The following is a 24,910-nucleotide window of genomic DNA, read 5'->3' as shown; positions in this document are numbered from 1 at the left end:
GGAAGTATACTGTATTCAGTGGCACCCTGATGGTACCAAGCTCGCTACTGCATCCGAGGATGGGACTATTGCAGTCTGGGATGTGCAGACCGGAAAAAAGCTGAATGTATTCGAACCCGATGGACGACCGTGGTTCATAGCGTGGAATCCCGATGCCACCAGGTTAGCTGCTGCCTTGAAAAACAATACAGCTGTTGTCTGGGATATGAAGAACAAAAACAGGCCGATTACCTTGAATCATGATGATTACGTAAGAGCTCTTGTATGGAGTCCTCATGGGCGCCTTTTGGCCACCGGTTCTTCGGATAAGACTGCAGCGATATGGAATCCCAGAACCGGAAATCGGCTCGCTTATGTGAAGCATGAAGCGAGTCTATTCTCCGTTGCGTGGTCCCCTAACGGAAGTGCACTTGCTACTACCTCCCGAGATCAAACCGCAGTTATCTGGGATGTCTCTCACGTCAGAGAATTAAGAGAGTAATACTATGTATAGAATGAAATGAGCCTACCAAAACTATATATACACAGAGAGACGGGCTTTCGTATACAGAGCAGCATTGTGTTAGGTCTAGATTCGGCTAGGATGTTAGTAACATTTTTTCTGATTCTGATCATCTCAATGAAAGTTGATGCAATGCTGAAAATCATCTCTGTATAACAGGCGAAATTAAAAATGACAAAGCAAAACGGTACTGTCAAGTGGTTTAACGCTAGGAAAAATTACGGATTCATCGAACGTGACGAGGGCGAGGACGTCTTTGTTCACGCTTCAGCAATCCAGAGTAACAGATTTCTCTCAGAGGGAGACCGCGTAGTATTCGAGACTGAAGAGAGCCCCCGTGGCCTTCGAGCCATCAATGTGGTTCTCGAAGACGAAGCAGAAGAAGAGATGTAAAAGGACGGAATCGCTCAGGCGATTTCATTCTTGATCTCAACGTAGTATATCAATGCTCGCGGGCACCCGTGAGCAATTCTATTTCTTTTTGGACTTGCAGTTATTCCGAAGGCCATCAACCCATTCTAGCCACACAATTCTATGTAGTTACACGTTTCTGAGCCCTGGATACGCAACCATCCTCGATGCCACACTGTTATGCACTGTACGGTCCGTGCCTACGATGGCGACCGATGCATTCTGCCAGAGCTCGACAATCTCAGAAAAACTATAAGCTAAAACACGAAGTAGCATCAGGTAAAGGCCAAAATCAGGCCCAGCCTTCGTTTCATTGGAAAGATAAAACCTCCATCCCACTTCATGCGCACAACTGAATATGCATTTATTTTCATATTAGCTTTTCCTTGTTCTTTTCACAGATAGTCTTGTCAAGCTAATTACCAGCGGAAGAGCTGCATTATATTCCTTCAAGCTGCTTTCTGCGTTCCATTTCTTCGGAGTTAATCTATCTATTCCCAAACTTGGCTTCCCAAAAATCATATTACTAAAATAACAAAGATACTAACCGCTTGAACAGCGGGATACATAAAAAGAAGGTTGGTGGTAGAGATGGAATCATCAAGGGCGGTTGTTAAGGATTGGAATCAGCGAAGGTATCAACTCCTGATGGGTTATCCACTCTTTGTGTTGTTATACTGGGTAGTACTGGTGATCATCTTCTTGATGCTTCCTGCCCTCGCAGGATATTTGGGAAGCTTGTATAATCCAGGTATCGTATTGCCAATGCCGATTCTTCTGATTGTAGTATCCGCTAACATCGTATGGGCACACGACAAACTGGGAACAGCTGGCACCAGCTCAAACTTCTCGGCCAAGAGAGTCCTGAAAGCGATGCTGATTTTCGGTGTGCTTGCTACAGCTATCGCGGCTATGGGATTTGCAACATTGCCATTTACTCCTCCGTCATGGTATAGCTTCCGGCTCTACATTCTGGGATTGATAGCTGTTGCCAGCATTCTGATTCCAAGCTTTCTGACGTCAGCTCTGATGGCTGATGATCCTACTGGTTTTGCAAAGGCGTCTATAGAACCTCCGTTGTCTTGGCTGGTTTTTCCTTGCGTATCAATCGTATATGGCATATTGCAGTTGTTTGGCATTTTGTTCTCGATAACATACCCTCTTCTTTCAGTGGTTTGGGTGTTGCCGATGGCTTCCCTGTTGCCAATGGTTGTCATGATGTTTCCATATTTTGCTGTGCTGAGTAAGCAATACGGAAGATAACGATTCATGAATCACAACCAGCAGATTCGGAGCAGTCCGTCACCAGTGGTTGTTTGGAGTCAGAAGTAGTAACTGTTCCGGATAGGCTATCCTATCTTGGTGAGAAGAGCGTTGGTCTTCATCCGTTTTCGGATTCCATTCAACGGAGAACACACAAGTATTCGGTAATGGTGAGCCGGAGCATATTTTGAATGGTTGGCAAAGCAAATTGGAGAAGTCTATTCAAAATCCATGTCGATGTTTATGATCTGAAGATAGGGCATATGGTTACCAAAACTATATATGTGCAGAAAAGAGGGTTATAATATACAGAGTAACACTGCGTGCGTTTGGATTAGGTTTAGGATGTTAACAGCATTTTTTCTGATTCTGACTATGTCTTTATGACGGAAACCAGTGTTGAGAAGACTCTGTATAACAGCAAACGGAAATGTCTAACATGACAGAACACGGCACCGTAAAATGGTTTAGCGCTAGAAAGAACTATGGCTTCATTGAGCGTGAAGAAGGCGAGGACGTCTTTGTACACGCTAGTGCCATAGAGAGCGATCGCTTCCTTAGTGAAGGAGATCGTGTCGTATTCCAGACCGAGGAAACACCGCGTGGCATTCGAGCCCAGCGAGTTGTCCTCGAAGATGAGTATGATGAAGAATCGTACGAAGCATCCAAGGAAGTCCTCGCAGAGGATGACCTGGAAGCAGAGGAAGACCTTGGACTAGAAGAGGTCTAAAGAACTCAGCTTAGCGCATCTTACGAATAGAATAAAACACACAAGGGCATCTTTACAGGTGACCTTGTTGCATCCCTCTTTTTATTGTTTTCAAAATTCATCAAGCATAGGATTAGTAATTGCAATTAATTAGCAGCCAGATTTTCATATTCGTTGTTCACATCAATTTCCGAGGAATCTGACATCCAGTTCCTGTTCCCATCATATTGAGATGAGAAAGAGCGGCGTTATGTGAGATTTGCTCTGAGAATCGATCCATTAACAGGCATAACTAGAAAAACAGAGTAAAGCCGTGTGTAAATAGTAGCAACACGGAACACCATCTCTTCTTGCTTTGAAACTGCATTACTGAAATAAAATAGATGCTGAGGATGGAGGTACTGCTTTCCTGCGGTCCCGCTTAAATCTTGACAACTCTAGGTGCCGCACGAGCTACATTTTCGGTCAGATCGCCTTTGGTTATAGATAGCTCTCATCCTGTAGAAGAACCGGTGGTAAGTTCATCTTCTGCGCTTTCTTTCACCATTCGATACGGCTTCATGATATATTTTCCTCGCTGGGCTATCTTGTAGAATGAGAGTCTTTTTGGTTCCAATCATCGACTCATATAACTGACAAGAGTATATCTTGGCCAAGAAGTCCAAAACTCGGTCAACTTCAACCGTGGGGCCCTACTCCCGCCACTAGAACCACCCAGTCCGAGGGTTCACGGTGGAATTTCTATATGCAAGTTCCGAAGCACTTACAGCAAACCAAATGATTTGCTTAATTCCTAAACTGAAATTATTTCTTGGTTCAGTTTCAAATGATTTCTATCTATTTTCTCTTTTTTCATTATACTCTCTTGCAAAAGTGAAAAGCGAGCACCGTATCTGAACTAACGGCCTTGGTATTTCCGGTCAATAATGCGTTGTAATGCTATTTGCAGAGTGCCGATTAATACGGGGAAATGAACTCTAGTTTTGGCAGTTCACGTGATAGAGGAGGTGCTAATATCAGACCTCGACAGGACTGGTTTTGGGGTAGCTCCTATCCTAGCTAAAGTTCTTTCTGTCAACCTCTTAGAAACCTTGTAATTCCAGAGTTGGACAAGGGTGCTCCTCCTATCTAGTTTTTTTTCTAAAGAATGAGCAATGCATTGTGATAAGGATTCCAACAGACGTAGAAAGGACGCCAGGAAAGAATATTCCAGTACTCGGTTTCAATTTGTTAACTGAAATATGAATATGAGCGACCCCTTCTTGGGTCGGAGTGGTAAATATCGCAAACCAACCCGGAACGAGTACATGTAGAGTTCCATTATGCGCGGTGATATTTTCAAACGAAAGCACTAACCGGCACCCTTCCATCGAACCATTCTGCCGAATCATTTTTGTAAAATCATTGAATCTCATGATATACAACGAGAACAGTGACTGGTTACGGGTTTCGACTTCAAAACGGATATCACCTGCAGCTCGTACAAGCTTACCCTTGTAAGTCCCATAGCTTACATCTGATCCGGTTCCGTACTCAATAGAACCAGCGAAAGATGAAATGATGAGAGCCAGTCCGATAATGAATAGAGCCTTACCTACGCGACTTCGATAAGCCATTAGATATCAACTCTCTCAAAAGCTAAAATACTCAATGCTATCAAACCGACCCCAAGAAGAATACTGCCTGAAAGACAAATGAACAACTCTGGCAATCCTACAGAAGAACCCCCTCCTATCAGGTATTTGACAACAATCTGGCAGGGATTTAGAATGCCATATAGAATATTATACTCAGGATCAGATGTGACAAACAAAATTCCAATCCACAGACTACCACAACCTGCAGAGGTTATGCCAACACGTTTCGATATCACCGCCAGAAGAATAGCGCTAACGGCAATAGCGAGACATGTGGAGAGTAAGGCTACTATTAAAAGCATCAAATCAACAATCGGGATTTGCCAGAGATAGAAAACTCCTACCGAAAGGACTGATGTGAGAATTACTGAACTGCTGATCAAGATGACTGTAATTCCTAGTTTTGTTAGCAGAAGGGTTCTTCTCCCTATAGGATAAGAAAGTAGAGTCTCTAGAAGCCCACTTTCGAACGCAGAAGCAAGACTGAATGCGATCAACATCGGTATTACCAAGCCAAGTATGTACCCTGAAATCGTAAAGATCGCTATCAAAGCGCTCGACGCTTCATTTTCAGCAAGTCCAGTGTAGTACTCTAAACGCTCTGTACTGTTGAAACCAGGTCCAGGTCTAATTGAGATAGAAGGGTCAAACATCTGACCGGTCATGCAGATTCCGACAGAGAGGAGTATAAACACCGCCACAAAACCTTCTAATGTTGGAAATGAAAAGGATATCTCCCAATCAAGAGCCGCAATAGATTGCACGTTGTGTTCATCTTCATTCATTCAGCACCACCTCCCTGAAAGCATCCTCAAGTGTTCCTGCCTGTTGAATTTCGTATATGTCAATGTTTAGGTCGGATGCAGCTGTTCTCACTTTATGCTCAATGGTGGAAACATCCCTTGAATCAATTCTCATTGTTATCGTGTTTGCTCCTGTAATTTCGGCATTACGAATACCCTTCAATGGCTTGACACTATCAACTAGCTTCTGAGGATCAGAAACCACAATCTTGTATCGCTTCGCAGTATATTTCCGCACTAGTTCTTGGAGTCGACCATCAGCGATTAGTTTTCCCTCTCGAAGAATGGCAATGTCATGACAAACCCGCTCAAGCTCAGAAAGAATGTGAGAAGAAACGACAAATGATATGCCCATTTGATTATGAATATCTATTATCATTCGGGCAACAGAATCACGGCCATCTATATCGAGATTGGAAGTTGGCTCATCTAGAAATACAAGTTCGGGATCTCCAACTAATGATTGAGCAATGCCTAATCGTTGCAGCATTCCAGCAGATAGTGCTCCGATTTTCCGCTCTCGATCTTCAAAAAGGTTGACCATTTCAAGAACTCTCCGTGTGTTTCCTTCTTTCTTGTACAATCGTTCAACTCTTTTTAAATAGGTCTCGACCCTCATTCGCATTGGATACGATGGGCGCTCATGAAGAACTCCTATACGCCATCGTATCTTGAGGTTTTCCTGCCGCATATCATACCCCAATATCTGACCATTTCCCGCATCAGGTTTCACCAATCCAAGCATAATCTTCAAGAGTGTTGTTTTCCCTGCTCCATTTGGCCCTATGATGCCGGAAATACCTTCATTAATATCCAAGCTGATTTCTTCAAGAGCGTTTACATCTCCAAAGCTTTTGCTAATTCCAGATAATGTAATAATGTGAGTCCCGCTCATTTTTTAATTCATCTACACATTGCAGTAATCGCCATAGGATTGATGATGCATAAACCTTTCTTAAGTTCTATTAAAAAGAGAAGGGCATGATGCCCTTCCCAACAATTCAATAATTGGACCACGATATGCTACTTACGATAACGTAGGCTGGGTCGTTGATTGTCTGATGATCCGCATCTTGGCAGACCTTTCCACCATTTCCTGATGCAACAAAAAACGTAACACCAATATACCGCACATTAGTGCGATATGTCGAGAAATACTCCGTAAAGGTATCGGTACCAAAATCAACGATTTCCTGAGTATTAGGACCTCTATCTGCGTTATATATCTCCTTTTCCACAATGAAGTTCTTGTCACTATCCAAGAGCTTAATGTAAATCTGCAGTTCGTTTCCTGAATATAGGCCTACATTGTTGATGTACCCTTTTAGTGACACTTCCACCTCAACACGCCAGCGATAACTTCCTGAAACAGTCTGACGAGCGAAAACCTCAGCTCCTGCGTCACAGCTAAAGGAATAGATATATGCGTAGCATTCCAATTTTCCTGTGTTTTCATTTGCGTTAGCATACTTATCGCCCCACAGCCCTGTCGTCCAGTCATTAGCGTATGGATACGAAGGGGTGTCACTTCCACTAACAGCATTTGCAAAAGATGCTAACTGAAAAACCATTATTATGGCAAAAGCTGCAACGATTAGATTTCTCCGTTTACTTTTCGTTTTATTTTTCATAATGGTTATTTCCATTATTTCCCAAATGCAGATGATTGTATGAAGAATGGTCTGGAAATCTATCGTCGATTATCCAGTTAAAAAGCAACCGTAGCCATCGGTATTACATCCCTCAATGAGTGTCAATCGAAACAATCCCTCTCTCCCTTTATCTGAAAGTATTGGGCGGAATCTTCTCCCGCATATTAGTTTATAAATGTGCCGAACACATGGATTCTGTAGAATAATTGAACTTGCAGCACACTCAAAATCCTTCAATCATACGGTATACTTGCGCAAAAGTTACGTGCAAAGAATCTAGATAATGAGAGCGTGATATGGACAGCAACAAGTCTCAGTATCAAGATACTCTTCAACACAGTATTAGACATGATAATCGACACACTCCATCTTAACCATTCTGTTTTAGACAAATCATTTCAAATGGGGTTGGGTGTCGTGAGTGGAGGGAGTTCTTGGTAGATTTTGTTGACCAGTATCGGTAAGAACGTGAAACAAGATAATATTGTAGCTTTCAGCCAAAGAACATGAATTCAGGAAACTTTCAAAAATTTCATCCACTGTATCTTCTGTAAGTGGAAGCTTGGTTCAGCATCGTACCACTGGTCAACAACCCTCATCGGAGCAAAATAGATGCTGAGGATAGAGGCACTGATTCTTGAAATACCGCTCAAATCTTGACAACTCTAGGTGCAGCACGAGTCAAACGTTCGGTCAGATCGCCTGCGCGTCATGCTCTCACCAAGCTCTTCACCTGCTTCTGAACAGATGTCTCCAAGCCACTTGCCCATCCTGCTTGAAGTGCCCAATCTGGTGGCGTGGAAACCTCCTGCACGCTTGGCAAGGGATGAAACACCGAAAGAAATAGCATAAGCAAGGAGTTCCTGTGCAGTCAGTTCAATGCCTCTGTGAGAAGTTATGAGCCAGAATGAGAAGTTGCCCATGTATTTCTCGTCAAAGGCATGTCCACCGTTAAGCATGCCAACATCGTGCATCACGGCCTGTGGAAGGTTGTCGAGCATGGATTTGCCAGTGGTTGAAGAAACAATCATATCCAGGCCCCAGATTGCCGTTGTAACGCCTGTGACAGAAATCTTCTAATTGCCAGAAAGAAGCACTATGTAAAGAGGTACCGACGTGAACTGGGGAAATTCCAACAAAACTGTTCATGATACGGTTCTGAGGGTATATGTCAAGAGCATTGAAGCTCCTATATAACAGGATGAGTATAATGCAGTTGAGCGGATCAAACAAAGTGATGAACCATCTCGATCAGAGAAGATGGCCGCAATCGGTCTTTCATTCGTCGAACAGTCAATCATGAAATATGCCGATGATACTGGGATATACTTAGAACCAGAGAAGCACGCTGTGTTACGTACTGTGAAGGTACATGCTATCAAAGAGAACATAGATTCATACGAGTTTATTGAAGTATCCAAAGAGGTTCGTTTTGACGTTGACCGTACCAAACAAAAATTGCATATAGTTAACCCCTACGAATTGGACCAAAGAGAAAGTAAACTCATGGTCCCTTGTCTTCGAGTTGGCAAACACACCACTTGGCCCAAGAAATATAGTTCAGACGACCTGATGAAGTACAGAGAGATACAAGGGATAAAGAAGAAACAACAAGAACGGGCTGAGTTTATTCTGTCATTCTATCAAGAAAACACAAGAAGGTAAGGCCTTGTTTTTCTGGTTTTCACTATGTTTCTCCTTGCTCAATGAATCTACCGTACAATCGATTCGCATTCTTCCAATAGATGTTTTCAAGAGTCTCCTGCGACAGGGATAATCCGTTGATGTAGGTTCCCCCTGAATCAGCAGTATCAGGATCAGGGAAAGGCAATTTCACATCTCGTACATCGCTTTCCAGCAGCAATCGGAGGGAAAGATGTCGTCCCTCGAAATAATCGCGATTGGTGTCTCTTGCTACGCAGTCAGTACCAAATAGGACTCGATCAGAGTATGCCTCCAAGAACGACTTAGCTCGGTCAACATCTTTGCTGAGCTCGCGGCACATCCATCTGGCAGAACCGGTATCTACATAGAAATTCGGATAGGTATCGAACCACCGCGCAAGGTTATCTAGCCGGTGTATTTCTGGTTGTGCGGCGAAATGAGCAAGCTGGAACTGCACATCTGGGTTGTTCCGAATCACTGCCTCTAGTTCCTGCAAATCCTCTTCTTTGGTCCTGAACTTCGTCCTGTCAGAGTAGTGTATGCGGTAGTACGTATCAGGATCACTAAGATGGAGTAGGAATGGCGTGTTGGTTTCAGCCAATGCTTCAAACATCGGCTCTGAGCCATCCACATCCAGTCTAAGGGAAGTGATATTACTTTCTACTCGGTTTCTGACCTTAGGAGCAGACTGCATCTTAGCAACTTGATAGCAGCCAGGGTCCATATCCCTAATTCCATCGGCTATGTACTTGAAACCCTCTCGGAACGGAAGAGTGCCCGAGAAATACTTAGCAAAGACATACCTGTCCGGATATTTCTCGCAAACGTATTGCTGGTTCTCATCGCCATGAACAATAAGTAATCCTTTGTCAACGCCGAAGTCATTCTCCACAGCTATCAGGGTATGCAATGCTTCTTGACTAGCCATATGGAGATGAGCATCGAAAATGGGACCCTGATAACTCAATTCGTGTTGCATCGAAGACACATATGAGGCTGTGTTGGATGGTCCTCAAAACTCTGTCTGTAGAGGCCTCAACCAAGATGACTAGAAAGACACAAAAGGAATAACATACACCTTCATTGGAGAGGTTTCAAATATGAAACGAAGTTTTGTAATTCCCGCCGTGCTCGCTATCATCACGATGTTCCTTGTGTCTCCTGTTGCTGCAGCAACATCACAGGGACTTGAGTGGGGAGTAGCAACTGGTGATAGGTTCGACTACACCATGACAAGCACGGAAGAGGATGTACCGAGTGAAGACATCTACATCAATATAACCGCTACCTCGTCGGATGCGATTCCAGATCCCCTTGCGGACTGGACTAACATTCCTGAGCATGACCTAGGTTTCTGGTGGGCTAATGGCACATCGATGGGCTTATCGACAATCATATTCCTAGGCGTTTACTTTGTCGGTGGAAAATTCGCGCTTCCGACTGGAAATTGGACTCTAATCCAGGACCTTCTGGAAACTGAAATATCTGATGAAGACTATATTTCAGATGCAAATCTATGGGGTGTGGAATGGAGCCAGACTGAAAACGCAACTCACGAATTCAGAATCACGGCTACTTACAGCAAGAGTGACGGATTCCTAGCTGAATACAAGCTGGAAACATGGGATACCTCAGAAGATACAATTGTATCCTCGATTGAGGTAACAAGAGAGGGCCTGCCAGCAGGAGGCGGAGGTTTGGATGACATCATCCAGCTTCTCGAGGACAATATCCTCTATGTAGGAATCGGCATAGCTGTACTTGTAGTTCTAGGCATAGCCTGTAAGAGAAGATAAAACGGGTGGTTCACCCCACCCTCTTTTTTTTATTTAAGACGCTTCCACAACTTCTTTGCACTTTGTCTTGATTTCTGAATCACGCTTTCTTCGTCCATTGTTGTCAGCCTACCGTTTTCTACTACGGTATCGCCGTTAACAACAACGTGACTGACATCGCTTCCTGTGAAAGTGTTCACAATGTGCCCAATCACGCTCTTGCGGTTCAGTGGTGTGGGAACATTGGTGCCGTCAAGCAAAACCAAATCTGCAAATTTTCCAGTCTCGATGCTGCCTAGGTGGTCTTCAAGACCGTAGCAACGTGCACCCTCTATAGTTGCCATACGAAAGACCTCAGATGGACCGATTTCGCTTGGGTTGCCGGAGGCAAGTCTATGAACGGTCATAGCGCATCGCATGTTCTCAAAAGGATCGTAAATCCAACCATCGTTTCCAAGTCCGACAGTAATTCCCATATCCAACATATCAGGGACTGGTGCGGTTCCCACAGCATTCAACATATTGCTCATTGGATTGTGAGCCACCTTAGCATCTCTTTTGCGTATCAGCTCGAGCTCATTCTCAGACACATGTACACAATGAGCAAGAACGGCGTTGGAATCTAGGAGTCCAAGTCGATCAAGTCTTTCGACAGTCCGCTCACCCCATCGCTCCAGATTATGGTACAAGTCAACTTTTCCTTCGGAAGTGTGAACAGTGATAGGGGCACCCAGCTTGTTTGCAGTAGAAGCGGCTTCTTTCACTATCTCATCGCCAACGGTAAACGATGCATGCACACTCATCATTCCCGAAACCAGGGGCTCTTGTTTTGCCTCCCTGATGAAGCGGATATTTTCCTTCAGCCCGTTCCTTGCTTCTTCCGGATCATGTCGTTCGGTCATTTCGAAGGCAAGGATGCTCCTTATTCCAACGCTCTTTGTTGCATCAGCAATTGCCTGCAAACTTCCTTCTATGGAATTGGGACCCGAGTAGGTATCAGCGAAGAGTGTGCTGCCTGATTTGAGCATATCCACTGAAGCCGAAAGCGCACTGGCATGGGCATCCTCTAAGGTAAGAGCTTCATCAACAGGCCACCACACACGCTGCAATACCTGAGCAAAGTCGGTTGGAGGCTCAATTCCCAAGTCTGCTCCTCTTAGGAGAATACCATAGAGATGTGTGTGAGCAGTAACAAGTCCAGGAATGAGAACGCATCCAGATCCGTCTATGTGTTTTGAAGGCTTGACTTCCGGAGAACCTGTACCAATCTCTTCAATACGATTACCTTCCACATAGACATAGCCATCTTCTATGATTTCGTGTTTAGTATTGCATGTCACTATGAATGCATTATCAATCAGCAAACTATCTGCCATTGGGGAACCCAGGATTACCTGGCACTTAGAGGATTAAAAGAATCGGTTTTGGCGTTCAGTAATACCTAGAAAGTCCCTCGCTCATAAATCATAATTCCAAATCAACGTAGCTAATCATTCCCTCGCTTGACGAGTAGATGATTCCTTGTTTCTCCAAGTCCGAAATGATTTCGTCAAGAGCCTCATCATCAATTCGGACTTCTTTTGCTCTCTCACGAAGCGTATCTCTACTAACTCCACCCTCATTTGCTCTGGACAAGATTTTGAGAAGCCGGACAAAACGTTCACTCGGAATCAAATCCATATCGATGCTTTGTATGCGCGCATCTAGCTCATCCGTCTCCGTAGTTTCACCTTGTGCTTTTTCTTTAGCATCAAGCAGAGCTGACAGAAGCGATTTCTCACCGTGCTTTTGTTTGGGTTCTTCTGGCTTAAGGGATGCTATGTCATCCAGACTCACTCCAACCGGTGCGTCCTCAACACTATCCTCGGATTCCTCTTCGTCTTCAGGAATATATGGAATGGGTTCAGCATCGGATTCAGAAACCCCAAGCCATTCTGAATCGATATCACTGTTCCGCGAAGCCGCCCGAAGAACCTCCTTTCTGAATCTTCGTTGTATTCGTGATCGCTGTTCTTCCAGAGTTGATGATTTGCATTTTTCAACGCCCAATCTGAGGATAGCACGTTCAGCCAGACTTCGCACACGGGTATGAGAGTCAGCTACGAAATATCCGAGAATTTTAATCAGACTGGTCAGGCGAGATTTCTCGATGGAGAGATTGTTCAGTAAGGCTTGTTTGACCCTCCAATTGGGATCACTCACAAGGTCCATGACAATTCCAGCTGCTCTATCAATTCCTGATGAAGCTACAGCTCCTGCAACTTGAGCTCTTTCTTTCCACGAAGCATCGCTAAGAAATGGCATAAGGTGGTTTACTGTATCCTGATTAGCAATTCCGCAAATGTACGGGAGTAAGTCTCGTCGTTCATCTGCAGCCTTTTCTGCCAATAGTTTGAACAGTCGCTTTCTATGTTTCGTATTGAAACTCGATAAACTCTCAACTGCTCCAAAAGAAATAGAATCAAAATCCTCTCTAATCTTCCTGCGTACCCATCTGTAGCCTTGTGCACCAAGATTGCTCATTATCGAAAAGACAATTGGTTGGTGTTCCCTGCCAAGTTTTTCAAAAGCGGAAGTCCAGTTCTCCTGTTCATCTTTTGCCTGTGGTGCTCCAACCGAGTTGAATCTCTCCTCTATCGATTGAAGAATCTGCTCCCGCTCTGCTGGATTCAACATTAGAATTGCTTCAGAGAAATCATCGAGATACGAGCCAAATGCATTCTTGCCTATAAGTTGAAACATCAATTTCTGAATATAGGGGTCCTCGGAATCGCGCATGTACCAAGCTAGCGGAAGGAGCAATCGTGCGTGGTCTAGTGCGGCCAGTTTTCCGGCAGCCTCGTAGGCATCTCCAAGATTTGGAGATTCCAGCTCCAGTGCCATATTCCGCATTTCAGTTACCCTTTGAAGTTCAAAATCCTCGATTCTTGCAGATTTCTTTCGACCGGTCATCTAGCTCGCGCCTCCTTCCTCTCCTCCGTCAAGCAGTCTTCTCGCTCCCTCAATTAGCATCTTGGCACGGGCAGAACCAACCCCATGAACAGACGCGGAAAGCTCTTCAACTTGTGCGTGAGCAATAGCTACAAACGAATCATAACCACATTCCCTCAATTTGGATTCCATGGCAGGTCCGATTCCATCTAGGGCTTGCAAATCGCCGGCATATTCAACTTCTTTGAGGCTCTCCTCCACGTAATCGGTAAGCTCCTCTTGGCTACTGAAATCCCTATCCGTCCCAGCAGGCCTTGTTTTTCTGATTTCTTCGCCAACTCCTTTCTCTTTACTATCCACGGGAACCCCATTCAAAGTAATCTGCTGGGTTTGCTCATCGAAATCGAGTTCAGCAGTATCAGAAAGCTCTAATTCTAACAGCTGGTGCTCGTAAGTCTCAACAAGTTGCTCAACCCGATCATCTGTTGTATCCAGGCTTGTTTCAACAATATTCAATGACCGCAGCAGTTGTCTCCCGTATCTAGACTTTCTTAATGGAGTTAGGTCAACCTTCTTCGTATCAAGGGTTGGTTTCGCTTCTTTGAATTTCGCTACTCTTGCTTCTCGGACTTCAGGAATCAGGTATGTAAAACCATCCTTCTCAAGGCCTGATTCTACAATGTAGTCAACTTTTCCTTCTTCGATTTTCTTCTTGAGAAGAGAAACACAACGGGATCTAGCTTCACGTCTTCCGTCTTTCCATTCTTTCTCATTTGTCATAATGGAAAGCAGTTCATTAGCTCCTACGTCTAAGGCAAGACTGAGTGAAATCATGTCAAGACCACAGAATACAGCCTCACGAACAAGCATGACACGCTCCAAAAGACTCTCATTTTCCTGATCCCCCATCTCTTTGGCTAATGCTTTGTAGATTCGATTCCAGGGATTCTCACTTTTATTTTTCCAATAGGCTTTCATGGAATCTCGAATCGAGGAAAAGTCTCCTCGTCTGCTCATATGCACTATCTTGTCAAGAAACCTAGACGATGATGAGGAACGCTTCTTACTGCTCAGGGCTTAAGCCTCCACATACGGTTCCATGACCAGGTAGCTGAATGGCCGGGTATGACTGAAAGAGAATCACCTGTGCAATATAGGTATGTGTTATACAGTGAGCTTTTGCCAGACAGATGACCTCCGTCAGTAGGGGGTGAATTCGGATTTGATCGGGTTCGGGTAAACCCTCTCATCACCAACACTATGATGTCCCATCACCTAGAAAAAGCTTAGCTCCGGCTTGGCAAGTAACTGCACTAACAATCTATACATCATGGAGCTTCCGTTCCTCGGTCAGCAATCTCAAACGCTAGCAGCTGAAGGAAGGGAATCAGGGTTGCGGCGGTGCGACGCCAAACACCTTCTGCAACAGGCTGTTGAGACTGAAAGAAGACAACACATACCAGACATAGAAGTAAAGACCAAAGCCTGTTCCTTCAACGTTTACACCCAACCATCCATCAAGAAAAGGTAGAATTTCCTGGATGTTGAACGGAAGAATTGCCACTGGTACACCTGCGTAGGCTGTTCTGAGAACGATGAAGACAAAGATAAAGGGCAACCAAGTTATACACATCGGTTTGCATCGAGATTGCATCATGCTGCTCTGCAGTCGCATGATCCTGGATTGCTTCTCTGTGACCTCCTGCATCAGCCGATCATCCTGAGTTTCTCGTGCTTTCTTCATTTTCTCTTGCCAATCCTTCACCTCTTGCATGTCTTTCTGCATCTGTTCCACATCGGTGAAATGCCTCGTAGCAGCAATGGAAATCAGAGCCAGTGCCATGCTGACAATTGGGATAAACACGGTAGATATCGGCATAGAAGAAACGGGGTCTAGCAGATTGGCGAAATATTGAATCAAATTGGTCCAGAGATCCATGACAGTATTCCTCTTGGCCTTCAAAATGAGCCATGCAGTCATGGATTTAAGGCTTGGCCTAGTTCAATCCAAATCAAAAATTCTAATAATCCAGTATCATGACATGTCTTTCTTCTTGTTTTCCCAACACTTCATTCATAGACCGTCCAACACCTTGTAGTAAATGTTTGGCAGCTTCCCATGTCACTACGTGAATCCGTTTTGTAAACGTTAGATGTTTCGCGCGAATTGCTTCAGTTCTGTTGAACCTGTCAAAATCAGACTTCACAAAACATGATTATATAGTTGCAATATTTTCTATTTGTGTATCCGTATTTTAAGTTGAACGATTGTATTCATAATTTGGAGCTCACATCTCAAAACAAACGTTTACATGTAACTATCTGGTGGATTTATATGGGGAGTAGCGTTTACTCGTTAATTGTCTGCCGCCGGGAGGGCTAGACAACAAATGATGATGATGAGCAGGATGTTAAGACGGTGCGGGTTTTACCGCGTGAAGAACCAGGATGAGCCAGTTTACATGAAACACAACGTCGGGATAGGCGGTGTGTACGTACGAGTCGAAAAGAAGAAGGCTCATGTAAGCGTGCGCGACCTGGATATCGACAGAGAATTTACTGGCGTAGCTCGTCTAGAGGATTTCATTACTGAACTAGATGAGAAGGCGTACCAGAAGAAATGTCGCATAGTAAACAAGATGCGCGGGTCTGGCTCCTAACCGCGGAGCCGATGTAGGTAACCGGTTGTGCCTGTATTTCATGCAGACCTGTTGCTCCAAGTAGCAGATGAGTGTGGATAAGGCACTGGTTGCCTACAGAAAATTACCATGCTGACGTACCATGCAGCGTGGTCAAAGGCAAGGGCATCAAACACTGATGCTCTTGCGGACTCTTTTTTTTACATAGGAGAAATTGGAATTTCCATCCGCTTGATATGTCTGCAATCTATAGGTTGCATACTTGAAGAAATCGAAGGTGTTCTACTATAGGTTGTAGTTGGAAAGACTGAAGATTAGCCCAAGTAGGGTTTATTATTTGTTGAAAGAGAGAAAGAATAGATGAGAATAGTATCGTCCAACAAGTTCCGAACAATAGATTCCCTAAGAAAGCGTGTTGCCAATGTCAGATACTATGAACCCCTTTGGAGATACTACCGCTTGGTGCAGTATGTTCCCGCTGCCCTAGGCATTTATGGACTTGGTCTTGTTGATATTCCTCCAGACATTGTGTTTGGAAAACTGGTGACCGGAGAGTCAGAAGAATCTCTCAAAGAATGCATTCTGAGGAATTGGCGAAGACAGATTCGGAAGGGCGGCACTACCATCAATTTTGAAATAGAACGCCATATTCGCAACCCCGATATACTGCAACACACAGAACAGATCCTGAAGATTCGTGAAAAGGAGATGGAACGGGTCGTCGTATACACAGGCGGGAAGAACGTAAACCTGAAGGCACTGTGGTTGACCGCATGGGGATACAAGGTCCTTAGTGCACTTGACTTCAGTACATCATGCTCAAGGAAGGAGTTTGATCTCGTAGAAACAGCACTCAATGAAGTGGAGCTTTCTGTGAAGACAAACAATGATACACAAGCCTCGGATGCGTGGGACAAGTTTCTTCAGCCTGAGGAGTATCCTGTCAATATGTCCAAGGGACTAGCTAATTGTATTTGGAATGTCGTAGAGCGACAGACGGACAGGTCTCTTTGATAGTTTAATCTGCAAAAAAGCGACAGCAAGAGCAACAGAAGCTGGTCACCAGCGAGAGGGGTAGACCAGTGGCCCCAAATGTGTTGCTCCTGTGTCACGGCTCCACGTGTTTTGGCCCACGGAAAGAGATACCAAGTACATACTCTACATCCGAAGGTAGTAACGAGGATTGTGGATTGATGAGCAGGATGCTAAGTTGTAACCGGTGTTTCGTTTCAAAGATGAGATATTCACGATTATTAATGTATTCGTTGCGATTCTTACAATCCTCGTTGAGTTATATGAGGGGAATCGCAATATAAGACTTGTTCTTATTGCCTAAAGATACAAAATATGGAATCCCAAACAACTGGAAAACAAAATTCCCTCATTGCCAGAAGGCTAGCCGTGACTTGATATATGCGGGTAAACAGCCAATGATAGCACTCCGAACCGATTTGAGACCAAGAAGCATCTCAGCAACTTTTCTCAGCACGTCCTCAGATTCCAGAAACTTCGAACTCGATTCACCAGATGATGTCCCCATGAAGCGACGCTGGATTCTACGGCCCCATTTCAGATCCGAACCGAAAGCTTTCTGCCAACGCTTTTCGTAGGATTTTAGTTTCTGCTTGGTGAAGTCATTGTCTTCATAGCATTCCTTCACGGTTTCAGCAGCTAGGTTCCCGGCAGTCATCGCGTAATAGATGCCTTCACCAGAAATCGGAGAGCAGTGACCCGCTGCATCACCAGCCAAAAGCAATCTCTGTCCATAGCTCGGAGTTACAATCCCTGCAAGAGGAACAAGAGCACCTTCTCGTTTTACAACAGTGAGGTAGCCGGTGTAGTCCTGGTCGGGGGTTTCCTCGTTCAACAGTCGATCCAAATGCCCGGGAAGAGCAGTATTTCGTTCCCGAAGAATATTGAGTAGACCGCCTGTACCCACAGCGGCATCAGTAGCCCGGGGATAAATCCATGCATACCCACGGGGCGAGTATCCACTTCCGAAATAGAAGTAGTTCAATCTAGGAAATTCCCACTCATCAGTACCATATCTTACCTGATACTGGAATCCATATCCAGTTTCAGTATCGGACAAGTAGGAACGTACACCATCCTTTTTGCAGGATACTGGATGACTCCCGCTGGCATCGATTACCAAATCGCTTTCTACTTGGTGCGTGTTGTCATTCAACATGTACTTCACACTGCAACCATCTTGGCCGCATTCCACAGAGGTTACTCGTGCTCCGAGTCTCAAGATTCCTTTTGAGAGATCGGCTTTCTTCTCCAGAACCGTTCCCAAGTCTTCCCTCCGAGCATTTACTCCAACAGCTTCCTCAAACCATACATCCCGAGGCTCATATCCAGGAAATCTCAGTCGCGCACCATATATCTCATGAGATCTGGGAAAACTCCCCAGTTCAAACCGCTCTAGAGCTGCTTGAGGTACAAACCCCCCACAGACTTTGTTTTCACCAGGCCTAGACTCTTTGCTGATCAACACATACTGTACATCTAATTCTCCCAAGTATCTTGCAGCTGTAAGACCAGCTGGGCCCGAGCCGATTATTATGACTTGAGTCTTGTCAACCATCTGGAATCGATATTCTTGTTTCTGACTGGGCTAATAACTCTAGTCAATTCCGGGCTGTTCAACCGTGTAAACGTCCTCCCAATCAATCGTCCTTGCCATATGCAAACATTTACTCGAAGTGAGCCTAGAGCAATAAAGATACAAGAAATGGCGCTTCTATTTCCTGTAAGAATCACTTGCGAAAATTGTAAATAACTCAAGTAAACGGAGGGGGAAGGGAGTAAACGTTTGTTCTCTGGGAAAGCTTCAGTAAACGTTGGGTGAGAACATGCTAGCAAGAAAATCCAATCTTTCCGTACAACTCTTTTGAACTACATCAATTCAATTTGGTATTCAAGAGGTGTATGGTCCATAAGTAAACGTTAGATGTTCAGCTATGCTTGTATTCAAGTGTGGGAAAAAATCATCAAAGTGGGCTCATACCTTGAACTGATGCGCCTAGAAGAACATTGTTGAACAATAATATACCATTTTAGATATGCATATCAAATAGAATGAGTGCAAGGAGAGCTAAGAGCTTGGGCTGGCGGAAAAAATGGAAAACCAGAATGAAGCGGCTGCTTCAACTACTGGTAGAGCCGTCAATAGAGGTTTCCGACCAAAGATCAGAAATCAGAATGAGATTCATTGCCGGGCTTTCACTTGTAGCAATACCGATGTTCATTCTTCTTCAGCCCTTCAGTTCTCTATTCTCCAACCGGGTTCCTGAACTCTATATTCTTGCCGCATTGGTTCTAGTTGGATATATACTAAGCCGAGCAGGCAAATTGAAAGCAGCTTCTTCTTTTCTGGTAATCATATGGACGATATTCCCATATGCTGCTCTCCTTGAGAAGGGCTTCTGGTCATATAGCACAGTTCCGGTTATGATGCTCTGGATTCCATCAGCGATGCTTATCACAACGTATCTACTGAATATGCAGATTGGACTAGTCCTGATCATCTTGCAGGATGCAGTATTTGGTGTTACTGTTCTGTTACATCCCGGTGTGCCTAGTTATACCCCCAACAGTTTCGTAGTCCTTGTTGCACCCGCTTGGGCTCTCTCAGTTCTCATATACGCCGGCTCATGGGCCAGACAACATTACATGGAACTACTGCGTCAAAAGAATCTCCGAATCGCAAATGTCAGGAAAGAAATCGAAGCGTATACCTCCCTCTTAGTTCATGATATCAAGAACGATTTGCAGGTCGCAGAAGGATCTATTGAACTAGCCAAGGAAGAAGAGCTGAATTCCAAGACTGAAGATTTCATCGAATCAACAAACGCAGCTCTAGAAAGAATCGGAAGACTAGTTAAAACCCTTTCAGATCGTCCTGACTGGATTTCGAAAAGAATTGGAGAAGTTCTTCCGACAGTAGTAGAACATGCAGAAAGGGTTCATCCCAATCTAACGATTAGTCTGACAATTGACGAGGAGTGCAAGAATCTCATTACTACTAATCGTTTCTTTCCGTTGATTTTCGAGAATCTATTCCGGAATGCATCGCAACATGCAGGAATGTCACCGAAGGTGGATGTAGAAATAGAGCAGTCCAACGGGTTTCTTGTCGCAGAAGTAAGCGATGACGGACCCGGTCTTCCGCCAGAAGTTAAGAATTCACTCTTCCAAAAAGGAACGAAAAATGGAACAGACTTCAGCATGGGGCTATATCTAGTCCATCGAATCTTGGAGCTTGCAGAAGGCACCATAGAATACCGAGAAAGAAAGCCAACAGGAGCAACATTCAGAATTGAAATTCCTGTTAGCAATCTTTGAATAATCTGTCTTGAACAATCGGTACGCGGCAGTTCGTAGTATCCACTGCTCGCTGGCGTTATTAGATTGAGTGAATTGGTTCGCTTTTAGTATACTTCACGCGGGCTTGATCTGAGGCGATCAGGCATTCTGCCACCCTCACCTTGAATCTCCAAAGTATACCCTCGACCTCGGCGACCTCCATCATTGAAAAGATGGCCCGACCGGGTGATTCCGCGTGCAAGACGTTCCGCCTTTCTCTTAGTCACCATGCCTTTATCATGTGGCACCGTCAGAGTGAGTTTCTCGGCTTGTTCATCCAACTCAGCAACAATGCAACCAGGATCGGGATTACTTGAAACCTCACGGAATTGTGAAGCGTTCTCATCATACTCTAGGTAGAGCTTCTTTGCCATCGTGTTCCACCTACATATTTCTCTGAATGAGACTTGTGACAAGGCCATATTAATGGTTTTGGCACAAGCCCACTACCAAATCTAGGGTTACTTGGGCAGGAGATGAGCGGTGCCACAATGCTCACAGACCACAGCTTCTTCATCAGACTCAGGCATCGGTAGAGCCGCCCCACAATTTTGACAACGAAGAGACTTGATTTCAGAGCGCTTTGCAGGAGGGATATCAAGCTTGAATACCTTGTTGGCAACATCTCTAATTGTCTTTCCAACACGGGCTGCAGCTCTAGCTACTGCACTGGTTTCACGATCACTTAGTGTTCCCAGACCCACCGCCTTGAATAGATCACCAATGGCCTTCCCTACCTTACCGAACATCGAACCAGCTTTCCACATAAAGGAATCGGAAGTGAATATAGCGGGAAGCTCATCATCGGGGTGGCCGGGAATCTGATATCCCTTGTCCCAATCTGTTCTATCCTCTCGAACCTCAGAAATCTCTTCACCGCACCCTGGGCATACTAGCTGCCAGCCTCGCTTGAACCATCCCAGTTTAACCTTCTCCTCCCCTTCATCGTACCAACAGCGCTTATGTGCGATTCTCCCACAATTCGGGCATTCGAATAAGTAATATCTCTCTGGTTTAGCCTTCTTCTTGCGTCCAGAGGCTAGATTCATGTAAGCCAAGTCGGAAGAAGAATGGTTCAGTAGATATTCACCGCAAATGAAACAAACCTTGCCATCGTATTTGTCAAGTTCCTCCACAGGGACACGCAATGGGTTACACCTTCTCTCCATCGCACTCGAATCTGTTTAAAGCATTTCTGAAATAATGGTGGAAGTCACGAAATTGTGTAGGACAGGATGTACCACATTACAGAATCATCGACAAAGTATTCAAGGGTTGAGTTTACAGCTTCTTTGCATCTCCATCCTTACAGAACAGATACTTATAGGAGTAGAACACGCTATTCTCTTGAGCGCGGGTTAGATTGTTTGATATTGTAGAGGAAACAGGAAGCGAGGCCTCACTGACTCCAAAGACAATAGTCTATGTGACAGTACATGGAGACCCTCAGGCTGATGACGAAGGTCTCTCCTCTCTCGGTGAAGAGCAAGTGTTTGAGCTCTCTCGATCAAGAGTAATGAGCGGTATCACCAGAATCTACACCTCGCCAAATAAGGCGTGTCTTGAAACAGCTGGTACTCTTAGACGGGATTTTGAAGCTCCCGTTGAGGTAAAGGACTGTTTGGATGGATTTGACCTCGAGCTCAAAGAACAATCTGCAAGCGACATAGCAGATATGCTGGAGGCTTACTGGGATGAAGGATACACACCGGAAGGAGGAGAATCATTAGAAGAAAGCCGAATCAAGTTATCCGATTGTGTAAATGGAATAGCAGCCAAACACAGCAGCGACAGTATTGCTGTAGTGGTTCCTCCAATTCTCAGCGCTCTACTTTTGTATCTTGTTCGCGGTGGTGAACCCCGAATTGAAGATTGGATAATGATGGGGTACTGTTCATGTACCACCTACCAATATTCAGATACGGGCTGGGAACTTGTGATGCCGCCCGACAATAGCTTCCTAAGCGAGAGAACTGCTGTAAAAGACAAATTGCCTGAAGGCGTTCTCAATCTTCTGGGGATACTTGAACTGGAAGAAAATGGCTAACCAAAATCAAAAGCTATCGTAACGCAGATACTCGAACTACGAAAAAAAAAAGAATGGAAGGGGCTGTGAGACCCCTCCCGGGTTTATCTTCTTCTGTAGAGTACCAAAACTATGACGAATATTGCTACGACTCCTCCGACAAGAAGATAGAGTGTTCTATCTCCGCCAGTACCTGGAGTTGTCGTTGTACCAGTTGGTGCAGTGGTGGTTGTTGTAGTCGTAGTAGTGGGAGGTCCTCCACCAGTCTGGTGGGCACTGCTGTAAGAAACGAAGACTGGATCGCATATAATCTCATGTCCGCCCCAGTTAGCATATCCCGCCGTCATGAAGAGCATTGAGGCCTCGACATTCCACTGTGTAACGCTTGAGCCAGAGCTTGACTCGTACATAAGGCTGAAAGCACCTATTGGAGCAGTTGACGAGCCCGAAGTGTATTCTGTGGAATGGCCATCGCCACCCCAAGTGTACGGCAATCCACCCATTGAAACATTAGCGAATGGACTGCCCTCAGCGCCATACTCGTAGTAGTCAGCGGTTATGCTTCCCTGGTTGGTATCTGTAACTGGCTTGTTACCGGCTTGATACTGTGTTCGAGTACCGGTACCAAGTATGCCAAAGAAGTTCACAGCAAGAGAACGTCCTTCAAGCACATCATTACCGAACTCGTCAAGGCTCCAGTTGCCAAACTTCTGATCCACCTTAAACGATACAGCATGGTTCCAGGTGGTCTCGTCTTCTGGATCATACTCGACCATATCTACATTGAAAGTGATATCGAAAGCCATTTCGTCTACTGTTGCATGAGTAATCCAGTAGTCGAAATCGGTCGAGTTCAAACCGACAGCACCCTCGTAAGATTCCCTGAAGGCCCATGGTCCTCTCAGACCGTTCGAGTTCTCAACCTGTAACGGATACATACTGACCTCGACATCGTGAATCGAAACACCAAAGGTGACCTCGGTATCCGGAGAAACAGTCACGTCACCGGTATCATTTGTAGCACCAAATGGCCTTCGGAGCTCGGTTTCATTAACGCTATCAATCAGCACAAGATGGGTCACTTCATCAGTGACAACTTGACCCTCTTCGATAGAGAAGTCGGGGGCGTTATTAGGTTCCTCTGGACCTGCTCCATCTGGATCAAGGTCATTATAGACGAGGAGACCAGCGTACTCCGCTCTGAATGCAGCCCAAGTGGTACTTGTGGCATCAGTAGCAACTTGAAATGCCTGTTGGGTTCCCCAAGCAAACCACGTAGTCTGCCAGGAATTGCTATCCAATCCTGTTATCTCGGATAGATCAATAGTGCGGTTCTTAGATAGCCAAGCAACCCACTCATAGCCAGGAACTGCAATTTCTTCCTCAAAGTCAGCATACATCGTATCCTGAACCTCTTGCATTTCAGCTTCGCTGATAGCGCTAAAGTTAGATGCGTGATACCAATAGAAGCTCTCATTGGCAGTAAACTCCACAGACATTGTAGCTACGCCCATCCAACTGCTTGAATGGAATTCGTCACCTGAATCGCCAGGTGAAGGATCGAAATTAACTCCGACCCACATACCCTTTGAAGTAGTATTGCCTTCATCATGCCAATAACCGGTGCGTTTCACAAAGTACTGGTCATCAGTTGTGAAAACGTTGCCATCAAGGTCAATGGCACCTTCATCGGTTACGGTCCACTCCGGTTCCTGCCAGGCAGTTACATTACCAACAAGCAAATGCGAAGGGCTCCAGATGATTTCGTCACGCAGTTGCTGCATGTACTCATCGGAAAACGTGGGATTGTCCCACTCGATAGGGTCTGGATGGAGGAAGTAAGTCTGCCCTCCGTCACTAGTAACATTTGCTTGGTACGCAACGTGCACACCAGAGTCAATGCCAGCACCATCTATCTTCATGGATGGAGCCTCTTCTTCGAAGCGAAAATCAAATTGCACCGTTGTGAGAGATTCACATATGGACAAGCTGTGATTCAACACGGTGAGTACATTGCTCGTTTCCTCTGTGAAAAGACCGACGTAAGTGTGATTCTTGGTATAGACCCAGCGTGTTATTGAAGAGTTGCTCCAGGTCTCATTGGTCTTGAGATTCATAGTCATAGAGTGAGTGCTCTCATGACGCCAGTAATGAGTCGAGTTTGAGACCCTTCCAGAGGCTTTCATCCATACAGTGAAGTTCTGTCTATCCATATGAACAAGGAATCCATCGATGTTGTTGTTGGGATCATTGTCCTCAATGTAGTACGAACCATTCACATCTCCCGCAGGGGCGTGAATTAGCATAGTCATGTTCAGTACATCGCCCTGTTGAGCTCTGCGAACAACTTCGCCTTCCTTTCGGACAAAGCCTTCTACATACATATCCCGATAAGCAAGTTGGACGGTATTATGGTCTGCAATATCTGCACTAGCTTGCATTGCTTCCCCTGCAGAATCTAGCGCAGTCCAGAAATATGAATCGGGTTTGATAGTACCGCCTTTTTTGTAGGAATCCCAAGGATTC

The 24,910-nt window shown here is 44.9% G+C and carries 23 protein-coding genes; 10 read left to right on the top strand and 13 right to left on the bottom strand.

Going from position 1 to position 24,910, the window contains the following annotated elements:
• From GF309_03505 to GF309_03490, 4 genes are all read left to right on the top strand, one after another.
• Positions 1 to 481, top strand: a 481-nt coding sequence (locus tag GF309_03505; GenBank protein MBD3157834.1) for a peptidase C14, incomplete at its 5' end; no start/stop codon positions are given.
• A 192-nt stretch (positions 482 to 673) separates the two neighbouring features.
• Positions 674 to 895: a cold-shock protein gene (locus tag GF309_03500; GenBank protein ID MBD3157833.1), complete on the top strand. Its 222-nt coding sequence runs from the start codon at positions 674 to 676 to the stop codon at positions 893 to 895.
• Positions 896 to 1,504: 609 nt separating this feature from the next.
• Positions 1,505 to 2,176 carry a hypothetical protein gene (locus tag GF309_03495; GenBank protein ID MBD3157832.1) on the top strand — a complete coding sequence of 224 codons (672 nt, stop codon included), beginning with the start codon at positions 1,505 to 1,507 and terminating at the stop codon, positions 2,174 to 2,176.
• A 430-nt stretch (positions 2,177 to 2,606) separates the two neighbouring features.
• Positions 2,607 to 2,906 carry a hypothetical protein gene (locus GF309_03490; GenBank protein ID MBD3157831.1) on the top strand — a complete coding sequence of 100 codons (300 nt, stop codon included), beginning with the start codon at positions 2,607 to 2,609 and terminating at the stop codon, positions 2,904 to 2,906.
• A gap of 1,103 nt (positions 2,907 to 4,009) precedes the next feature.
• Here GF309_03490 and GF309_03485 read toward each other — a convergent pair.
• From GF309_03485 to GF309_03465, 5 genes are all read right to left on the bottom strand, one after another.
• Positions 4,010 to 4,501, bottom strand: coding sequence for a hypothetical protein (locus GF309_03485; protein ID MBD3157830.1), 492 nt, complete (start codon positions 4,499 to 4,501; stop codon positions 4,010 to 4,012).
• A complete protein-coding gene (locus GF309_03480; protein ID MBD3157829.1) occupies positions 4,501 to 5,307 on the bottom strand; it encodes a hypothetical protein in 807 nt (268 codons plus the stop codon). Before GF309_03480 ends, GF309_03485 begins: the two co-directional genes overlap by 1 nt.
• On the bottom strand, positions 5,300 to 6,220 hold the full coding sequence (locus GF309_03475) for an ATP-binding cassette domain-containing protein (GenBank protein MBD3157828.1): 921 nt from the start codon (positions 6,218 to 6,220) through the stop codon (positions 5,300 to 5,302). The genes GF309_03480 and GF309_03475 overlap by 8 nt, the downstream gene beginning before the upstream one ends.
• A 106-nt stretch (positions 6,221 to 6,326) precedes the next feature.
• Positions 6,327 to 6,956, bottom strand: coding sequence for a hypothetical protein (locus GF309_03470; GenBank protein ID MBD3157827.1), 630 nt, complete (start codon positions 6,954 to 6,956; stop codon positions 6,327 to 6,329).
• A gap of 686 nt (positions 6,957 to 7,642) precedes the next feature.
• On the bottom strand, positions 7,643 to 8,008 hold the full coding sequence (locus GF309_03465) for a hypothetical protein (protein MBD3157826.1): 366 nt from the start codon (positions 8,006 to 8,008) through the stop codon (positions 7,643 to 7,645).
• 229 nt (positions 8,009 to 8,237) lie between these two features.
• Between GF309_03465 and GF309_03460 the strand changes: the two genes are divergently transcribed.
• Positions 8,238 to 8,642, top strand: coding sequence for a hypothetical protein (locus GF309_03460; GenBank protein MBD3157825.1), 405 nt, complete (start codon positions 8,238 to 8,240; stop codon positions 8,640 to 8,642).
• 22 nt (positions 8,643 to 8,664) lie between these two features.
• On the opposite strand, the gene GF309_03455 is transcribed toward GF309_03460, so the two are convergent.
• The gene (locus GF309_03455) at positions 8,665 to 9,621 is read right to left on the bottom strand and encodes an amidohydrolase family protein (GenBank protein MBD3157824.1); all 957 of its coding nucleotides are present in this window, start codon (positions 9,619 to 9,621) and stop codon (positions 8,665 to 8,667) included.
• 121 nt (positions 9,622 to 9,742) lie between these two features.
• On the opposite strand from GF309_03455, the gene GF309_03450 reads away from it, so the two are divergent.
• Positions 9,743 to 10,438: a hypothetical protein gene (locus tag GF309_03450; protein ID MBD3157823.1), complete on the top strand. Its 696-nt coding sequence runs from the start codon at positions 9,743 to 9,745 to the stop codon at positions 10,436 to 10,438.
• Between the two features lie 29 nt (positions 10,439 to 10,467).
• Here the strand turns inward: GF309_03450 and GF309_03445 are convergent, their stop codons facing one another.
• From GF309_03445 to GF309_03430, 4 genes are all read right to left on the bottom strand, one after another.
• The gene (locus GF309_03445) at positions 10,468 to 11,793 is read right to left on the bottom strand and encodes an amidohydrolase family protein (protein MBD3157822.1); all 1,326 of its coding nucleotides are present in this window, start codon (positions 11,791 to 11,793) and stop codon (positions 10,468 to 10,470) included.
• 88 nt (positions 11,794 to 11,881) lie between these two features.
• Positions 11,882 to 13,369 (bottom strand): hypothetical protein, encoded by a 1,488-nt coding sequence (locus GF309_03440; protein MBD3157821.1) that lies wholly within the window; start codon positions 13,367 to 13,369, stop codon positions 11,882 to 11,884.
• Positions 13,370 to 14,365 (bottom strand): hypothetical protein, encoded by a 996-nt coding sequence (locus GF309_03435; GenBank protein ID MBD3157820.1) that lies wholly within the window; start codon positions 14,363 to 14,365, stop codon positions 13,370 to 13,372.
• 370 nt (positions 14,366 to 14,735) lie between these two features.
• A complete protein-coding gene (locus tag GF309_03430; protein ID MBD3157819.1) occupies positions 14,736 to 15,329 on the bottom strand; it encodes a DUF106 domain-containing protein in 594 nt (197 codons plus the stop codon).
• A gap of 481 nt (positions 15,330 to 15,810) precedes the next feature.
• On the opposite strand from GF309_03430, the gene GF309_03425 reads away from it, so the two are divergent.
• The gene (locus tag GF309_03425; protein ID MBD3157818.1) at positions 15,811 to 16,008 is read left to right on the top strand and encodes a hypothetical protein; all 198 of its coding nucleotides are present in this window, start codon (positions 15,811 to 15,813) and stop codon (positions 16,006 to 16,008) included.
• Between the two features lie 339 nt (positions 16,009 to 16,347).
• A complete protein-coding gene (locus GF309_03420; protein MBD3157817.1) occupies positions 16,348 to 17,001 on the top strand; it encodes a hypothetical protein in 654 nt (217 codons plus the stop codon).
• 367 nt (positions 17,002 to 17,368) lie between these two features.
• Here the strand turns inward: GF309_03420 and GF309_03415 are convergent, their stop codons facing one another.
• Complete coding sequence (locus GF309_03415; protein ID MBD3157816.1) at positions 17,369 to 18,577, bottom strand: geranylgeranyl reductase family protein; 1,209 nt, start codon at positions 18,575 to 18,577, stop codon at positions 17,369 to 17,371.
• Between the two features lie 494 nt (positions 18,578 to 19,071).
• Between GF309_03415 and GF309_03410 the strand changes: the two genes are divergently transcribed.
• The gene (locus GF309_03410) at positions 19,072 to 20,337 is read left to right on the top strand and encodes a hypothetical protein (GenBank protein ID MBD3157815.1); all 1,266 of its coding nucleotides are present in this window, start codon (positions 19,072 to 19,074) and stop codon (positions 20,335 to 20,337) included.
• 86 nt (positions 20,338 to 20,423) lie between these two features.
• Here GF309_03410 and GF309_03405 read toward each other — a convergent pair whose 3' ends face one another.
• Entirely contained in the window at positions 20,424 to 20,732 is a 309-nt protein-coding gene (locus tag GF309_03405; protein ID MBD3157814.1) for a hypothetical protein, read from the bottom strand.
• 87 nt (positions 20,733 to 20,819) lie between these two features.
• Positions 20,820 to 21,506 carry a hypothetical protein gene (locus GF309_03400; protein MBD3157813.1) on the bottom strand — a complete coding sequence of 229 codons (687 nt, stop codon included), beginning with the start codon at positions 21,504 to 21,506 and terminating at the stop codon, positions 20,820 to 20,822.
• A gap of 215 nt (positions 21,507 to 21,721) precedes the next feature.
• Between GF309_03400 and GF309_03395 the strand changes: the two genes are divergently transcribed.
• Complete coding sequence (locus GF309_03395; GenBank protein MBD3157812.1) at positions 21,722 to 22,405, top strand: hypothetical protein; 684 nt, start codon at positions 21,722 to 21,724, stop codon at positions 22,403 to 22,405.
• Positions 22,406 to 24,910: the final 2,505 nt, after the last annotated feature.

Source organism: Candidatus Lokiarchaeota archaeon (assembly GCA_014730275.1).
Lineage (GTDB): Archaea > Asgardarchaeota > Thorarchaeia > Thorarchaeales > Thorarchaeaceae > WJIL01.
The sequence above is the reverse complement of the archived record's forward strand: the minus strand, read 5'-3'. Positions and strand labels throughout refer to the sequence as shown.

Bases quoted from the DNA above. Each gene is read 5' to 3' on its own strand.
- GF309_03500 (MBD3157833.1), top strand. From the start codon at position 674: ATGACAAAGCAAAACGGTACTGTCAAGTGGTTTAACGCTAGGAAAAAT.
- GF309_03495 (MBD3157832.1), top strand. From the start codon at position 1,505: ATGGAATCATCAAGGGCGGTTGTTAAGGATTGGAATCAGCGAAGGTAT.
- GF309_03490 (MBD3157831.1), top strand. From the start codon at position 2,607: ATGTCTAACATGACAGAACACGGCACCGTAAAATGGTTTAGCGCTAGA.
- GF309_03485 (MBD3157830.1), bottom strand. From the start codon at position 4,501: ATGGCTTATCGAAGTCGCGTAGGTAAGGCTCTATTCATTATCGGACTG.
- GF309_03480 (MBD3157829.1), bottom strand. From the start codon at position 5,307: ATGAATGAAGATGAACACAACGTGCAATCTATTGCGGCTCTTGATTGG.
- GF309_03475 (MBD3157828.1), bottom strand. From the start codon at position 6,220: ATGAGCGGGACTCACATTATTACATTATCTGGAATTAGCAAAAGCTTT.
- GF309_03470 (MBD3157827.1), bottom strand. From the start codon at position 6,956: ATGAAAAATAAAACGAAAAGTAAACGGAGAAATCTAATCGTTGCAGCT.
- GF309_03465 (MBD3157826.1), bottom strand. From the start codon at position 8,008: ATGATTGTTTCTTCAACCACTGGCAAATCCATGCTCGACAACCTTCCA.
- GF309_03460 (MBD3157825.1), top strand. From the start codon at position 8,238: ATGGCCGCAATCGGTCTTTCATTCGTCGAACAGTCAATCATGAAATAT.
- GF309_03455 (MBD3157824.1), bottom strand. From the start codon at position 9,621: ATGCAACACGAATTGAGTTATCAGGGTCCCATTTTCGATGCTCATCTC.
- GF309_03450 (MBD3157823.1), top strand. From the start codon at position 9,743: ATGAAACGAAGTTTTGTAATTCCCGCCGTGCTCGCTATCATCACGATG.
- GF309_03445 (MBD3157822.1), bottom strand. From the start codon at position 11,793: ATGGCAGATAGTTTGCTGATTGATAATGCATTCATAGTGACATGCAAT.
- GF309_03440 (MBD3157821.1), bottom strand. From the start codon at position 13,369: ATGACCGGTCGAAAGAAATCTGCAAGAATCGAGGATTTTGAACTTCAA.
- GF309_03435 (MBD3157820.1), bottom strand. From the start codon at position 14,365: ATGAGCAGACGAGGAGACTTTTCCTCGATTCGAGATTCCATGAAAGCC.
- GF309_03430 (MBD3157819.1), bottom strand. From the start codon at position 15,329: ATGACTGCATGGCTCATTTTGAAGGCCAAGAGGAATACTGTCATGGAT.
- GF309_03425 (MBD3157818.1), top strand. From the start codon at position 15,811: ATGAAACACAACGTCGGGATAGGCGGTGTGTACGTACGAGTCGAAAAG.
- GF309_03420 (MBD3157817.1), top strand. From the start codon at position 16,348: ATGAGAATAGTATCGTCCAACAAGTTCCGAACAATAGATTCCCTAAGA.
- GF309_03415 (MBD3157816.1), bottom strand. From the start codon at position 18,577: ATGGTTGACAAGACTCAAGTCATAATAATCGGCTCGGGCCCAGCTGGT.
- GF309_03410 (MBD3157815.1), top strand. From the start codon at position 19,072: ATGAGTGCAAGGAGAGCTAAGAGCTTGGGCTGGCGGAAAAAATGGAAA.
- GF309_03405 (MBD3157814.1), bottom strand. From the start codon at position 20,732: ATGGCAAAGAAGCTCTACCTAGAGTATGATGAGAACGCTTCACAATTC.